13 protein-coding genes are annotated in these 13195 nt (G+C 70.9%); 6 read left to right on the top strand and 7 right to left on the bottom strand.

What is annotated here, in order from left to right; genetic code table 11:
* The first annotated feature begins 78 nt into the window (after positions 1-78).
* From ACIGQF_RS21515 to ACIGQF_RS21500, 4 genes are all read left to right on the top strand, one after another.
* Positions 79-945 (top strand): carbohydrate ABC transporter permease, encoded by an 867-nt coding sequence (locus ACIGQF_RS21515; protein WP_399712644.1) that lies wholly within the window; start codon positions 79-81, stop codon positions 943-945.
* Positions 946-961: 16 nt separating this feature from the next.
* A complete protein-coding gene (locus ACIGQF_RS21510; protein ID WP_399712420.1) occupies positions 962-2167 on the top strand; it encodes an ROK family protein in 1206 nt (401 codons plus the stop codon).
* A gap of 45 nt (positions 2168-2212) precedes the next feature.
* Complete coding sequence (locus ACIGQF_RS21505) at positions 2213-3094, top strand: Gfo/Idh/MocA family protein (RefSeq protein WP_399712416.1); 882 nt, start codon at positions 2213-2215, stop codon at positions 3092-3094.
* 153 nt (positions 3095-3247) lie between these two features.
* The gene (locus ACIGQF_RS21500) at positions 3248-3763 is read left to right on the top strand and encodes a lytic polysaccharide monooxygenase auxiliary activity family 9 protein (RefSeq protein ID WP_399712413.1); all 516 of its coding nucleotides are present in this window, start codon (positions 3248-3250) and stop codon (positions 3761-3763) included.
* An 87-nt stretch (positions 3764-3850) separates the two neighbouring features.
* Here ACIGQF_RS21500 and ACIGQF_RS21495 read toward each other — a convergent pair whose 3' ends face one another.
* The 5 genes from ACIGQF_RS21495 to ACIGQF_RS21475 all read right to left on the bottom strand — a co-directional run bounded on the left by ACIGQF_RS21495 (position 3851) and on the right by ACIGQF_RS21475 (position 9453).
* The gene (locus ACIGQF_RS21495; protein WP_399712410.1) at positions 3851-4738 is read right to left on the bottom strand and encodes a carbohydrate ABC transporter permease; all 888 of its coding nucleotides are present in this window, start codon (positions 4736-4738) and stop codon (positions 3851-3853) included.
* Positions 4735-5697 (bottom strand): carbohydrate ABC transporter permease, encoded by a 963-nt coding sequence (locus ACIGQF_RS21490; RefSeq protein ID WP_399712406.1) that lies wholly within the window; start codon positions 5695-5697, stop codon positions 4735-4737. Before ACIGQF_RS21490 ends, ACIGQF_RS21495 begins: the two co-directional genes overlap by 4 nt.
* Positions 5694-7058, bottom strand: a complete 1365-nt coding sequence (locus ACIGQF_RS21485; protein ID WP_399712403.1) for an ABC transporter substrate-binding protein — start codon at positions 7056-7058, stop codon at positions 5694-5696. Before ACIGQF_RS21485 ends, ACIGQF_RS21490 begins: the two co-directional genes overlap by 4 nt.
* A 103-nt stretch (positions 7059-7161) precedes the next feature.
* On the bottom strand, positions 7162-7923 hold the full coding sequence (locus ACIGQF_RS21480; protein ID WP_399712400.1) for a DeoR/GlpR family DNA-binding transcription regulator: 762 nt from the start codon (positions 7921-7923) through the stop codon (positions 7162-7164).
* Positions 7924-8292: 369 nt separating this feature from the next.
* Positions 8293-9453: a PASTA domain-containing protein gene (locus tag ACIGQF_RS21475; RefSeq protein ID WP_399712396.1), complete on the bottom strand. Its 1161-nt coding sequence runs from the start codon at positions 9451-9453 to the stop codon at positions 8293-8295.
* A gap of 224 nt (positions 9454-9677) precedes the next feature.
* On the opposite strand from ACIGQF_RS21475, the gene ACIGQF_RS21470 reads away from it, so the two are divergent.
* Both ACIGQF_RS21470 and ACIGQF_RS21465 read left to right on the top strand, forming a co-directional pair.
* Positions 9678-10127 carry a MarR family winged helix-turn-helix transcriptional regulator gene (locus tag ACIGQF_RS21470; RefSeq protein WP_399712393.1) on the top strand — a complete coding sequence of 150 codons (450 nt, stop codon included), beginning with the start codon at positions 9678-9680 and terminating at the stop codon, positions 10125-10127.
* A gap of 53 nt (positions 10128-10180) precedes the next feature.
* Positions 10181-11902, top strand: coding sequence for an MFS transporter (locus tag ACIGQF_RS21465; protein WP_399712390.1), 1722 nt, complete (start codon positions 10181-10183; stop codon positions 11900-11902).
* Positions 11903-11911: 9 nt separating this feature from the next.
* On the opposite strand, the gene ACIGQF_RS21460 is transcribed toward ACIGQF_RS21465, so the two are convergent.
* Entirely contained in the window at positions 11912-12343 is a 432-nt protein-coding gene (locus ACIGQF_RS21460; protein WP_399712387.1) for a hypothetical protein, read from the bottom strand.
* 22 nt (positions 12344-12365) lie between these two features.
* The gene (locus ACIGQF_RS21455) at positions 12366-13169 is read right to left on the bottom strand and encodes an ABC transporter ATP-binding protein (RefSeq protein ID WP_399712384.1); all 804 of its coding nucleotides are present in this window, start codon (positions 13167-13169) and stop codon (positions 12366-12368) included.
* Positions 13170-13195 lie beyond the last annotated feature (26 nt).

The raw sequence follows: 13195 nt of genomic DNA, 5'->3' as shown, positions 1-13195 counted from the left end.
AACAGCGCGACGACGACACGTCCTGCCCCGACGCCACCCCGCGAGACCGCGGCTCCCCGCGCCGCGGCCCGCCCGCGGATGAGCCGGGCCCGCTTCGAGGACCGGTTCTTCGCAGTGGCCCGCCGGGTGGTGATCGCGTTCCTCGCGCTGATCACCCTCGTCCCCTTCGGCTACATGCTCCTGCTGTCGGTCAAGCCGATCGACGCCCTGCTGCTCGACCCCGGACAGCTGTGGGTCTCGGCGAAGGACTTCACGCTCGCCACGTACGAGGAAGTGCTGCGCCCCACCTCCGAGGGCGGCCAGGGCTTCCTCGGCATGCTCGGCAACACCGCGCTGGTCTCGCTCGGCACCGTCGCACTCACCATGCTCGCGGCGATCCCGGGCGCGTACGCCATCAGCAGGCTGAAGTTCTTCGGCGGACGCCAGGTCAGCGCACTCTTCCTCGCGGTGTACCTCTTCCCGGCGACCCTGCTGGCCGTGCCGCTCTTCGTGATGTTCGCGCGGATGGGCCTCCAGGGCAGCCTGGCCGGCCTCGCCCTCGTGTACATCGCGCAGACCGTGCCCGTGTCGATCTACATGATGAAGAACTACTTCGCCACCATCCCGTACAGCATCGAGGAGGCCGCCGCGCTGGACGGCTGCTCCCGCCTGCAGACCGTACGCAAGGTGGTGCTGCCGCTGGCCCTGCCCTCACTGATGGCGACCGGGCTCTACATCTTCATGATCGCCTGGAACGAGTTCCTCTTCGCCCTGCTCTTCCTCGCCGCCTCACCCGACAAGTGGACCGTCTCCCTCGGCCTCCAGCTGCTGTCCAACGGGGTGGAAGTATCCAAAACGGTGCTCATGGCAGGATCGGTGGTGCTGACGGTCCCCGTCGTACTGCTCTTCTTCGCGGCGGAGCGCCTGCTGACGGAGGGGCTGACCAGCGGCGCCGACAAGAGCTGAAACGGGGAACGAGGAGATGAACGCCAACCAGGCCAGCGCGGGCCACCTGCTGCGCCTCATTCGCGAGGGGACCGCCACCACCCGTGGCGCACTGCAGCGCGCCACCGGACTGTCCCGATCGACGGTGGGCCACCGGCTGGACCAGCTGTTCGCCGCCGGCTGGCTGCGCGAGGGCGCGTCCGAGCCGGTCGAGGGGTCCACGGGCGGCCGGCCCTCGGCCCGGCTGGAGTTCGACGCGCAGCACGCCGTCGTGCTCGCGGCCGACCTCGGCACCCGCCACGCCCGGGCGGCCGTGCTGGATCTGGCGGGCACCGTACTCGCCGAGCGCTCGGGCGAGCTGGTGATCGGCGACGGCCCGGAGTCGGTGCTGGACCAACTCGGCCAGTGGTTCGCCACGCTGCTGGAGCAGGCGGAGACCGCCCCCGCGCGGGTCTGCGGCATCGGCCTGTCGGTGCCGGGCCCGGTCGACTGGGACTCCGGCCTGGTGATCCAGCCGCCGATCATGCCCGGCTGGGACGGCTACCCCATCCGGGACCGGTTGCGCCGGGCGTACGCGGAGCACGTCAGCGCCGACGGCGACTCCGTGCCCGTACTTATCGACAACGACGCCAACCTGATGGCCTACGCCGAGCAGCGCGACGGTCATCCCGACTGCTCGGCGTTCCTGCTGGTCAAGGTGTCCACCGGCATCGGTGCCGGGGTCGTGGTCGGCGGCCGGATGTACCGGGGCATCGACGGCGGCGCCGGCGACATCGGCCACATCCGGCTGCACGACTGCCCGGACGCGCTGTGCATGTGCGGCTCGTACGGCTGTCTCGCGGCGGTCGCCAGCGGCCGGGCACTGGCCCAGCAGCTCGCCGAGGCGGGCGTCCCGACGGCCTCCGGCTCCGACGTACGCGAGCACCTGGCGGCGGGCCAGCCGGATGCCGTGCGGCTGTCGCGGGAGGCGGGCCGCCGGGTCGGCGAGGTGCTGGTCACCGTCGTGACACTGCTCAACCCCGGGGTGCTGGTGATCGCCGGGGACCTCGCGGGCACCCCGTTCCTCACCGGCGTGCGCGAGCTGCTGTACCAGCGCGCGATGCCCCGTACGACCGCCCACCTCCAGGTCGTCACCTCCCGGCTGGGCGACCGGGCCGGATTGCTCGGCGCCGCGGCCATGGTGGTGGAGGACCTCTATGCCCCGGACCGCGCGGACGCCCGCCTCGCGGCACTGCCGGCCTGATCACCCACCCCTGCCCTACGCCTCAGCCCTGTTACGGAGTTGTACGTGACCGAGTCCTGGACCGACCGCCCCGTGCGGGTCGGCCTCGTCGGAGCCGGGCCCTGGGCCCGCGCCATGCATGCCCGGATGCTCGCCGCCGGGCCCGAGACCGAGCTCGCGGGCGTCTGGGCCCGCAGGCCCGAGGCGGCGGCGGAGGTCGCCGACGCCTACGGGGCGCCCGTCGCCGCCTCGTTCGACGCACTCCTCGACCGGTGCGAGGCCGTGGCCTTCGCCGTACCGCCCGCCGTGCAGGCCGAAGCGGCCGTACGCGCCGCCAGGGCCGGCAAGGCCCTGCTGCTGGAGAAGCCGCTCGGCCCCGACCTGGCCTCGGCGCGTGCCGTCACCGAGGCGGTCGAGGAGAGCGGCGTGGTCACGCAACTGGTGCTGACCAAGCGGTACCACCCGGCCACCCGCGCCTTCCTGGCCGAGGCGCGGGAGTTCGCGGCCACCGGCGCGCGCTCCTGCTACCTGCACGGCGCCTTCCTCGGCGGCGACTTCGCCACCTCCTGGCGGCTGGAACACGGCGCACTGCTCGACCTCGGCCCGCACCTGCTCGACCTGCTGGACCTCGCGGTCGGCCCGGTGGCGTCCGTACGTGGCACCGGAGACCCACGGCACTGGATCGAGTTGACCTGCGAGCACGAGAACGGTGCCGTGAGCCAGGCTTCGCTGTCCGGTACCGTACGGCTGCCGCGCGCTCGCACCCGTATCGAACTCTTCGGCCCCGACGGCGAGTTGAGCTACGACACCGCCGAGCTGGACCACGAGGAGTGCTGGCCGGTCCTCCGCCGCGAGTTCGCCACGGCGGTACGCGCCGGGCGCAGCACCGACACGGATGCCCACCGCGGGCTCCGCCTCCAGGAACTATTGGAGCAGGCCCTGCCGTAGCCGTGCCGCAGTCGCCAGATCGCCGGACGGGCGCGCTTGACGGACCCCCGTCAAGCGCTATGGTCTAGACTAATCCGGCTCTCGCACCCCCTCACCGCCGGAGAACTTCACGCAAGCCCCCATCCCATGCACCACCCCCATGAAGGAGAACGCATGGACAGCAAGCGGAAGTTGGCCGCCACCATCGGTGCGGCACTGGCCCCGGTCCTCGCCCTGACCCTGCCGACCGGCTCGGCATCCGCACACGGCTGGGTCAACGCCCCGGCCAGCCGCCAGGAGCAGTGCGCCAAGGGCACCGTTTCGTGCGGCGCCATCAAGTACGAGCCGCAGAGCGTCGAGGGCCCCAAGGGCCTGAAGAGCTGCAGCGGCGGCAACTCCAGATTCGCCGAGCTGGACGACGACAGCAAGGGCTGGAAGGTCAGCGACGTCAGCCGCACCACGACCTTCAACTGGAAGTTCACGGCCCGGCACCGCACCTCGACCTACGAGTACTTCGTCGACGGCACCAAGGTCGCCACCATCAACGGCAACGGCCAGCAGCCGCCCGAGACGGTCTCCCACCAGGTCAACCTCGGCAGCGCCACCGGACGGCACAAGGTCCTCGCGGTGTGGAACATCGCCGACACCTCGAACGCCTTCTACGCCTGCATCGACGTGAACATCCGCTAGCGCCGGGTCCCGGCATCCGCTGGACCCGCTTCTGGAGGCCGCCCGGCGCACACTGCCGGGCGGCCTTCGCCGTAGGCGTCGCGGCCGCTACTTCACCGCACCGAGCGAGAGTCCCTGGACGAGCTTGTCCTGGGCGGCGAAGCCGGCGGCGAGCACCGGCAGGGAGATGACCAGCGAAGCGGCGCACACCTTGGCCAGGAAGAGGCCCTGGCTGGTGATGAAGCCGGTCAGGAAGACGGGGGCGGTCTCGGCGACCACACCGGTCAGCACCCGGGCGAACAGCAGCTCGTTCCAGCTGAAGATGAAGCAGATCAGCGCCGTGGCCGCGATACCGGGCGCGGCGACAGGTGCGACGACGCGGGCCAGCACCGTGGGGAGGCGGGCGCCGTCGACCTTGGCCGCCTCGATGAGGGCGACCGGTACCTCCCGCAGGAAGGACTGCATCATCCAGACCGCGATCGGCAGGTTCATCGAGGCGTACAGGATGACCAGCAGCCACACGTTGTCCAGCAGGCCCGTCTGCTCGGCGAAGAGGTAGATCGGCAGCAGGCCGGCGACGACCGGCAGCATCTTCGTCGACAGGAAGAAGAACAACACGTCCGTCCACTTGCGCACCGGCCGGATGGACAGCGCGTACGCCGCCGGGAGCGCGAGAAGCAGCACCAGGAGGGTGGACACCACGCTCGCCGTCACGGAGTTGGCCAGCGGTGGCCAGGGGCTCGCGCCCCCGCCCACGCCGAAGAACTCGCGGTAGCCGTCCAGGGTGAGCGGGGCGCCCAGCGAAGGCGGGTTGGTGGCGGCGTCCGCCTCGGAGTGGAACGAGGTCAGCGCCATCCAGGCGACCGGCAGGAAGAACGCGATCGCGCAGAGCCAGGCGAGCAGGCCGAGGAGGGTGTTGGCGGTACGAGGCTTGCGGGCGGAGGTGGCCGGGGCACTCGTCCGGCGGGCACCGGTGGTCGGGGCGCTGGCGCTCATGCGGCGGACTCCTCACGGAACAGGGACGAAACCACCCGGAGGGCGAAGGTGGCGATGATCAGGGAGCCGATGACCACCAGTACGCCCGCCGCTGAGGCCCGGCCGTACTCGTGCCCCTGGTAGAAGGTCTGGTAGATGGTGTACGGCAGGTTGGCGGTGCCCAGGCCGCCCGAGGTGATGGTGTAGACGGCGTCGAAGTTCTGCACGACGTACACCGAGCCCAGCAGTGCGCCCAGCTCCAGGTAGCGGCGCAGGTGCGGCAGGGTGAGGTAGCGGAAGATCTGCCAGGCACTCGCACCGTCGATACGGGCCGCCTCGATGGCGTCGGCCGGCCGGCTCTGCAACCCGGCCAGCAGGATCAGCATCATGAACGGGGTCCACTGCCACACCAGCGCCGCCTCGACCGCGCCGAGCGGCATCTCCGCGATCCAGTCGGGCTGCGCGGCGCCGTCGCCGAAGACCCAGTGGAGCAGGCCGTTGAACAGGCCGTACTCGGGGTTGTAGAGGACGTGCTTCCACAGCAGCGCAGCGGCGATGGGCACCACCAGGAAGGGCGCGATGAGCATCGTACGGACGATGCCGCGTCCGGCGAACGAACGGTCCAGCAGCAGTGCGAGGCCGAGGCCGAGCACGAGGCTGACCAGCACCACGGTCACGGTCAGCAGGACGGTGGTGAGCACCGAGTCGCGCAGCGCCGGTTCGCTCAGCACCTCTTGGTAGTTGGCGAACCCGGTGAAGCTCCGTTCGTCGGGGTAGTAGGCGTTCCACTTGAAGAGGGAGATCACCAGGGTGGCCACGAACGGCAGCTGGGTGACCAGGATCAGGAAGACCAGCGCGGGCAGCAGCGGGCCGCGTGCGGCCCAGGCGCGCAGCCGGTCGGACGGGCCGCCGGAGCGGCCGGCCGGCTTGGCGGCGCCGCGTCCCCGCGGCGGGGTGGAGGTGCTCGCAACGGTGCTCACTGGGTGTCCCGCCCCTCGTAGTCCTTGGCGACGACGGCGGCCAGCTCCTGCGCACGGCGCAGTGCCTCGTCGGTCGACTGGCGCCCGGCGATGGCCGCGCTGATTTCCTGGGAGACCTTGGTGCCCAGGTCGGGGAATTCCGGGATGCCGACGAACTGGATGCCGGGCGCCGGGCGCGGCTGCACTCCCGGATCGCGCGGGTCGGCCTCGACGATCGCCTTGCGGGCGACCTCGCTGAAGGCCCCGGCCTCCTTCTTGTACGCGGGGTTGCGGTAGGTGGAGGCGCGCTTGCCGGCCGGTACGTTGGCCCAGCCGAACTCCTTGCCCACCAGCTGCTCGTACTCCTTGCTGGACGCCCAGGAAATGAACTTCCAGGCCTTGTCCGGCTTCTTGGAAGCCTTCTGCAGGCCCCAGGCCCAGGAGTAGAGCCAGCCGGAGGACTTCGTCTTCTCCACCGGCGCGGCCACATAGCCCACCTTGCCCTTGACCGGTGACCCCTTGGCCTCCAGCGAACCGGCCCCGGCCGTGGCGTCGTACCACATGGCGCTCTTGCCCTGCGTCATGTTGTTCAGGCACTCGGCGTAGCCGGACTGCGCGGCACCCGCCGTGCCGTGTTTCCGTACGAGGTCGACGTACGTCTTCGTCGCGTTGCGGAAGCCGGGGTCGGTCAGCCTGGCCCGCCACTTGTCGTCGAACCACGTACCGCCGAAGGTGTTCACCACCGACGTGAGGGGCGCGATCATCTCGCCCCAGCCGGGCAGCCCGCGCAGGCAGATGCCGCGCATGCCCTTCTCCGCACCGTCCACCTTCGCGGCGAGGTCCACCACCTGCCGCCAGGTGGGGTGGGCAGGCATCGTCAGCCCTTTCTTCTTGAACACGTCCTTGCGGTACATCAGGAAGGACGACTCGCCGTAGAAGGGCTCGGCGTGCATCTTGCCGTCGGCGTCGCTGAGCGCCTCGCGCACCGAAGGGAGGAGGTCGGCGCGGTCGAAGTCCTTGTCGCGCTCGGCGTAGGCATCGAGGTTCCGCAGCCAGCCGTTGCGGGCGTAGATCGGGGTCTCGTAGTTGCTGAGGGTGGCGACGTCGTACTGGCCCGCCTGGTTGGCGAAGTCCTGGCTCAGCTTGTCGCGGACGTCGTTCTCGGGCAGCACGGTGAAGTTGACCTTGATGCCGGTCTGCTGGGTGAAGTACTTGGCGGTGAGCTTCTGCAGATCCATCATCTGCGGGTTGTTCACCATGAGGACGTTCACGGCGTCGCTGTCGGTGCCGGCGCCGCCGGCTCCCGCGCAGCCGGCGAGCAGCGCGCTCGCGGTGGCGGCCGCTATGGTCGCGCAGATCCTCCGGCGGGTCTGACTGCGCATGGTGGCTCCAGGAACTCGGGGACGGTGGACGAAGGGCGGGGGACGCCGGGCATGCGGTACAGCGGGGGCAGTGCGCCGGCCGGGCCGGTGGCGGGCAGGGGTTTCACACACGGATGACCTTGGGCCCCAGGAGCTGGTAGCGGTGGGCCTCCGCCGCCGGCAGACCGCTCCCGGTGACGATCGCTTCCAGCGCCGCGACATCGGCGAACCGGCAGAAGCTCGCGGTGCCGAACTTGGTGTGCACGCCGGCGAAGACGTGCCGCCGGGACGACCGCATCGCCTGCTCCTTGACCGCGCCGACGACGGGATCGGGCGTGGTGAGGCCGTGGGCGCGGGAGATGCCGTTGGCACCGATGTACGCGAGGTCGATGACGAAGTCGGAGAGCATGCGGACGGCCCAGTGGTCGACGGTGGCCATCGTGCCGTTGCGTACCCGGCCGCCCAGCAGCAGGACGGCGGTCTTGGGCCTGTTCGCGAGGGCGCTCACCACCGCCAGAGAAGCCGTCACCACGGTCAGCTGCCGGTCGTACGGCAGTGCCTCGACGATGAGCTGCGGAGTGAACCCCTCGTCCACGAACACCGTCTCGGCGTCCCCGAGGAGTTCCGCCGCGGCAGCGGCGATGCGCGACTTCTCCGGTACCTGCTGTGTCGCACGGAAGGCCAGCGTGGTCTCAAAACCCGCGCTCTCCACGGGGTACACACCGCCGTGCGTGCGCCGCACGAGCCCCTGGTCCTCCAGAATGTTCAGGTCCCGGCGCACCGTCTCCTTGGAGACCCCGAACTCCCCGGCCAGTCGGACGACGTCGACGGAGCCCGTACGCCGGACCAGCTCCAGCATGCCCCTGCGGCGTCCCGCGGCGTCCATCACACTCCTCCTGCGTCCAGGTCGACACGCTGCCCGTTCGGGCAAGTGGGTGTGATTCAAACAAGCACTCCGTGTCCTGACCAGCCTCCCCACAACGCATCCCGTGCCCGTTTCTGCCACACGACGCCCCGCAACCCAGCACGTCAGTCCTCTCCCCACCCCCGGAGCCCGCCCGAATCCCCCCGTCACGTGCCCGTTTCCCGCCCGTTCAGGCGGGCTGTGGGCCCATCGAAGCGGTCACCGCATCTCTGCCCGAACGGGCGGGAAAAGGGCATAGGCACGACGCTCCGCGCGTATCGGGTGCGGCGGCGGCAGCCGGTCGCGGCGTGGCATCAGCCGACGACCGGCTGCCGTACGTGCGTACGTACGTCAGGAGCTGTGCCAGCGATTGCGGCCGTCGGACGCCGGTCCGCACACCATGGGTGTCCCCGCGGTGGTGACGCCGGTCGCGCCGGCCGGGGCGCAGAAGGCACCCGGGTGGACCGTGCCGACGCCGCCTCCCGTGCTGCCGCCGGTGGACGACGAACCGCCCCCGCCGCTGGTGGCGGAGCCCCCACTGCCCGACCCGCCGCTGCCGGCGGAGCCGCCAGTGCCGCTCGACCCGCCGTCGTCGGTGGCCGAACCTCCCGATGAACTGCTCCCGCCGGCGGTGCGACGGTCGTCGGTCGAGTCCCGGTAGTCGGGCCGGCCGTCGTGATCCTTGTCGCCCAGCCGGGACCCCTCGGCGGTGCAGCCGGCATCCGGATGCGCCAGTTCCAGGGTCACCTCCGCGGTGATGTCCTCGCCCTCCGCGGGGTCCTGGTCGCACACTCGCCAGTCGTCGTACGCGTCGTCCGGCAGCGCGTCGTTGAGGTAGTGAGCCGCTGCTTCGATCTCGTCCTCGTCGACTCCGAGGTCGGTCAGCGTCGTCACGGCGGTCTGCCACGTCCTGCCGAGCAGATCCGGCATCGTGGGCCAGGCGAGCTCCTCACCGTCCCGTTCGGGGCACGGCTCGCCCCGCTTGACCGCCGCGAGGTCCAGGGTCCTGCCGCCGTCCTCGCCGCCCTGCTGGAAGCACACGAGCCAGCCGGACCGCGCAATGATCGCCCGGCCCTCCGGCGAGGCGTCGTGGTGGCTCACGGTGAGGCCGGCTGCGCGCGCCCGGCGCTCCGCCTCGTCGAGACGTTCGCCGGTGAGTGCCGGCACCTTTACGGCGTGCGTCGCACTGGCCGAGGCCCGCGGAGTCGTCGCCGGCGCCGCCGCCACCTGCTGCGAAGCATCCTTTTCCGCATCATCCAGCTGACCGCCGAGGCCCGCGCCGATCGTCAGCACGAAGAACGCCCCGACGCTCGCTCCGGCCCGGGCGAACCAGCGCCACGGCGGCAGGATCCACAGCAGCACGATGACGACGATCAGCGCGAGAAATCCAAGGGGAAAGCTGACCGCGCCGATGAGCGCCACCAGCACCAACAACCCCAGAGCGGCGGGGGTGCTCCGCCACCATCTCCGCGCCGGGGGTAACTGCCGAGTCGAGGGACTGTACGGGTTCATGACCGTTCTTCCTGATCTTGCCGAAACGGAGCCCACGCTCGTCGCCCGAGAGTTCGCACTTGTCCGGCGTATGAGCAGAAGACACTTGATATTACCGACTCATCCGGAATCGACAGATAGCTGCAACATCACAACTCAGCCCCGGAGTTGGTCACGGGGAGTCGCCCGGCACTCCAGTCCGCAGCAGCCTTGTTTCATGTTACACGTATATGCATAATGACGTTATGCATAAGCGGGTCATGGACGACGACATATCGGCCGAGGAGCTGATGGGGGCCGTGGAGCGGCTGGTTCGGCATGTGCGGCACAGTGCCAATGCCGGTGGGCTGAGTACGGCGGCTTCGTCGGCGCTGGGGCGGCTGGGGCGTGAGGGGCCGTACCGGCTCACCGAGCTGGCGCGGGCCGAGGGTGTCTCCCAGCCGAACATGACCCAGGTCGTCACGCGCATGGAGCGCGCCGGTCTCGTACGGCGCGTTGCCGACAGCAGTGACGGCCGGGGGGTGCTGGTGGAGGCCACCGACACCGGGCTGGAGATCTTCCGGCAGCGGCGAGCGGAGCGTACGCACGCCCTCCAGCTGCTCGTCGAGGAGCTGAGCGAGCCGGAGCAGCAGGCGGTGAAGGTCGCACTGCCCGCGCTGGCCCGCGCCATCCAGGACCGCCAGACCCGTTCCTGACCCGCCTGAGCACTGTCCCCCTCCCCCACCTGTTCTCACGGGAGTGAAGCGCAATGAGTGCATCGCAAGGAAAGGCCGCCAGCCCGTTCCGGCAGCCCAAGGCCGTCTGGGCCGTGGCGTTCGCCTGCGTCATCTCGTTCATGGGCATCGGCCTGGTCGACCCGATCCTGCCCGCCCTGGCCGACAGTCTGCATGCCACGCCCAGCCAGGTGTCCCTGCTGTTCAGCAGCTACCTGATCGTCACCGCGGTCGCCATGCTGATCGTCGGCTGGGTCTCCAGCCGGATCGGCGCCAAGCGCACCCTGGTCATAGGCCTGACGATCATCGTGGTCTTCAGCGCCCTGGCCGGCGCCACCGGTTCCATCAACGGCATCGTCGGTTTCCGCGCCGGCTGGGGCCTGGGCAATGCCCTGTTCATCGCGACGTCGCTGGCCGTCATCGTCGCCTCCGCCAGCGGCGGCTTCGGCGGCGCGATCATCCTGTACGAGACCGCCCTCGGCCTCGGGATCGCCGTAGGGCCCCTGCTCGGCGGCGAGTTGGGCAGCATCAGCTGGCGCGGCCCGTTCTTCGGCGTCGCCGTCCTGATGGCCATCGCCCTGGTCGCGACCCTCGCCTTCGTGCCCAACCTGCCCAAGCCGAAGCGGCCCACCTCACCGATCGCGCCGCTGAAGGCACTGCGCCACCGCGGGCTGCTGACCATGGGCCTCATGGCCCTGCTGTACAACTGGGGCTTCTTCACCATGCTCGGCTACGCCCCGTACCCGATGAAGCTCGGCGCCCATCAGCTCGGGCTCGTCTTCACCGGCTGGGGCCTGCTGGTGGCGGCCTTCAGCGTCTTCTTCGCCCCGCGTCTGCAGGCCCGGTACGGGACCGCCCCCGTTCTGTACGCCAACCTGTGCGGCCTCGGCATCGTCATGGCGATCATCGCCGCCGGTGTCACCACCCCCACCGTGGTCGTCGTCGCCGTCATCGTCAGCGGCGCGTTCATCGGCATCAACAACACCCTCACCACCCAGGCCGTCATGCTCGTCTCCCCCGTCGAGCGGCCCGTGGCCTCCTCCGCGTACGGGTTCCTGCGGTTCATCGGCGGCGGCCTCGCCCCGTACGTCGCCGGCAAGCTCGCCGAGGCCACCGATCTGAGCGTCCCGTTCTACCTCGGCGCCGTCACCTTCTTGCTGGCCATCCCTGTCCTGGCCAGCGGCCACCGGCTGCTCCGCCGGGCCGAGGCCGGCACCGGTGACAGTGAGCCGGTGGCCCCGGCCCTCACCCCGATCGGCACCCCCGCCCCGACCGACGCACCTCGCGTCATCGTCGCCGTCGGCGGCCACGACAAGGCCGCGGCCATCGTCGACGCGGCCGCCCGCCTCGCCCGCGACACCGGCAGCCCACTGGAGGTCGTGCACGTCCAGCAGACCGCCGTGGTCGAGGAACAGGCCGTCGACACCGAGACCGACGACCAGGCCCGCGCCGCCGTCACCGCACACCTCGACCGGCTCGCCGGCCTCGGTGTGCCCGCCACCGGCCAGATCCTCACCAGCGTCGGCGATCACGCCGCCGCCGGCCGCGTCCTCGCCCAGCACGCCGCGGACGTGCACGCCCGCACCGTCGCCATCGGGCGCTCCCCGCGCGGCCCCCTCACCCAGTTCGCCGACGGCAGCTTGACCACCGCCCTCACGCACAGTGCCACCTGCACCGTCGTACTCGTCGCCCCGGACAGCGCCCCGCGGCCGCTGACCGAACAGTCCCTCACGGAGCTGCGCAACAGCCCCGCTTGAGGGTCGGCACTACGACACCGGGGCGGCCTGCGGTGCGTGCTTCGCGCCGCAGCCCGTTGTGCGGTGCGGTAGGGCGTCGTGGGCAGTGCGACACTCCCCCTGTGACCACGCGGCCACCGGGAGGGAGAGGTAGACGCCGAACTCGCGGAGCCCGGTAGCGGTTTCGATGGCGCGGTGCAGCCGGTCCGTGCGTTCCTGACGGTTGGCGGCCCTGCTCTCGAACCACTTCGACCGCACCTCCACCACCACGTCCAGCCCGCTGCGGTCCAACGGTCCCAGCCGCCGGAACCGGATCTCCACATCGCCCGGTTGCAGGTCCCCGTCGTACGGCTCCTCGGGGCACTCCACCGCCTCGGAGACCAGGTGCGGCAGCACCGCTGCCAGTTCGCGGAGGGTCTCTTCGGGGACGTGCGGCGCGTGGGTGACTTCGATGAGAGGCATCGGATCACTGTAGGTCGTGCGACTACGCCTGCGGGAATCGCTGCGGACGGAACGGTTGCGGCGTGGGGTGGTCGGTGCCGGGGACGAGGCGTGGTACGGCGTCGCGCAGGGTGCGGGTGGCGGGGTGCCGCGGGTGGTGGAGCACGTCGGCGAGGGCGCCTTCCTCGACCACCCGTCCGCCGTGCAGCACGATCACGTGGGGGCAGAGCTGTTCCACCACCGCGAGATCGTGGGAGATCAGCAGGCAGGACAGCCGGTGCTCGGTACGCAGCCTCCGAAGGAGGTCGAGGATGCGGGCCTGGACGGTCGTGTCCAGCGCGCTGGTGGGTTCGTCGAGGACCAGGAAGCGTGGCCGCACTGCCAGCGCGCGGGCGATCGCCGCCCGCTGGCGCTGGCCGCCGGAGAGCTGGTGCGGGAAGCGTGCCGCGTGCGCGGCTGTCAGGCCCACGTCGGCCAGCAGCTCGGTGACGCGTCCGGCCTCGGCACCGCGCGGCACCATCCGGTGTGCGCGCAGCACTTCCGAGATCGCCGTGCCCACGCGCATGCGCGGATCGAGGGCGCCCTCGGTGTCCTGCACGACGATCTGTACGGCACGCCGGTACGGGCGCGACCGCCGCAGCCCGCTGACGTCGACGCCGCCGAAACGCACCGTCCCACTGGTCGGCGCCACCAGGCCCAGCAGGCACCGGGCCACCGTCGACTTGCCCGAGCCGCTCTCCCCGATCAGCCCCAGACCGTACGGGCCCTCGGGCAGCGTGAGGCTCACGCCGTCCACCACGGCCGTGCCGCCGTACACCACGGTCAGTTCGCGCGCCTCAAGCACCACCGGCCCCCGCCCCTTCACCTCACCCG

The organism is Streptomyces sp. NPDC053560, from assembly GCF_044544605.1.
GTDB lineage: Bacteria > Actinomycetota > Actinomycetes > Streptomycetales > Streptomycetaceae > Streptomyces.
The sequence above is the reverse complement of the archived record's forward strand: the minus strand, read 5'-3'. Positions and strand labels throughout refer to the sequence as shown.

Coding starts and splice junctions, on each gene's coding strand:
- ACIGQF_RS21475 (WP_399712396.1), bottom strand. CDS start 9,453: ATGAACCCGTACAGTCCCTCGACTCGGCAGTTACCCCCGGCGCGGAGA.
- ACIGQF_RS21495 (WP_399712410.1), bottom strand. CDS start 4,738: ATGAGCGCCAGCGCCCCGACCACCGGTGCCCGCCGGACGAGTGCCCCG.
- ACIGQF_RS21510 (WP_399712420.1), top strand. CDS start 962: ATGAACGCCAACCAGGCCAGCGCGGGCCACCTGCTGCGCCTCATTCGC.
- ACIGQF_RS21470 (WP_399712393.1), top strand. CDS start 9,678: ATGCATAAGCGGGTCATGGACGACGACATATCGGCCGAGGAGCTGATG.
- ACIGQF_RS21480 (WP_399712400.1), bottom strand. CDS start 7,923: ATGGACGCCGCGGGACGCCGCAGGGGCATGCTGGAGCTGGTCCGGCGT.
- ACIGQF_RS21460 (WP_399712387.1), bottom strand. CDS start 12,343: ATGCCTCTCATCGAAGTCACCCACGCGCCGCACGTCCCCGAAGAGACC.
- ACIGQF_RS21465 (WP_399712390.1), top strand. CDS start 10,181: ATGAGTGCATCGCAAGGAAAGGCCGCCAGCCCGTTCCGGCAGCCCAAG.
- ACIGQF_RS21500 (WP_399712413.1), top strand. CDS start 3,248: ATGGACAGCAAGCGGAAGTTGGCCGCCACCATCGGTGCGGCACTGGCC.
- ACIGQF_RS21485 (WP_399712403.1), bottom strand. CDS start 7,058: ATGCGCAGTCAGACCCGCCGGAGGATCTGCGCGACCATAGCGGCCGCC.
- ACIGQF_RS21515 (WP_399712644.1), top strand. CDS start 79: ATGAGCCGGGCCCGCTTCGAGGACCGGTTCTTCGCAGTGGCCCGCCGG.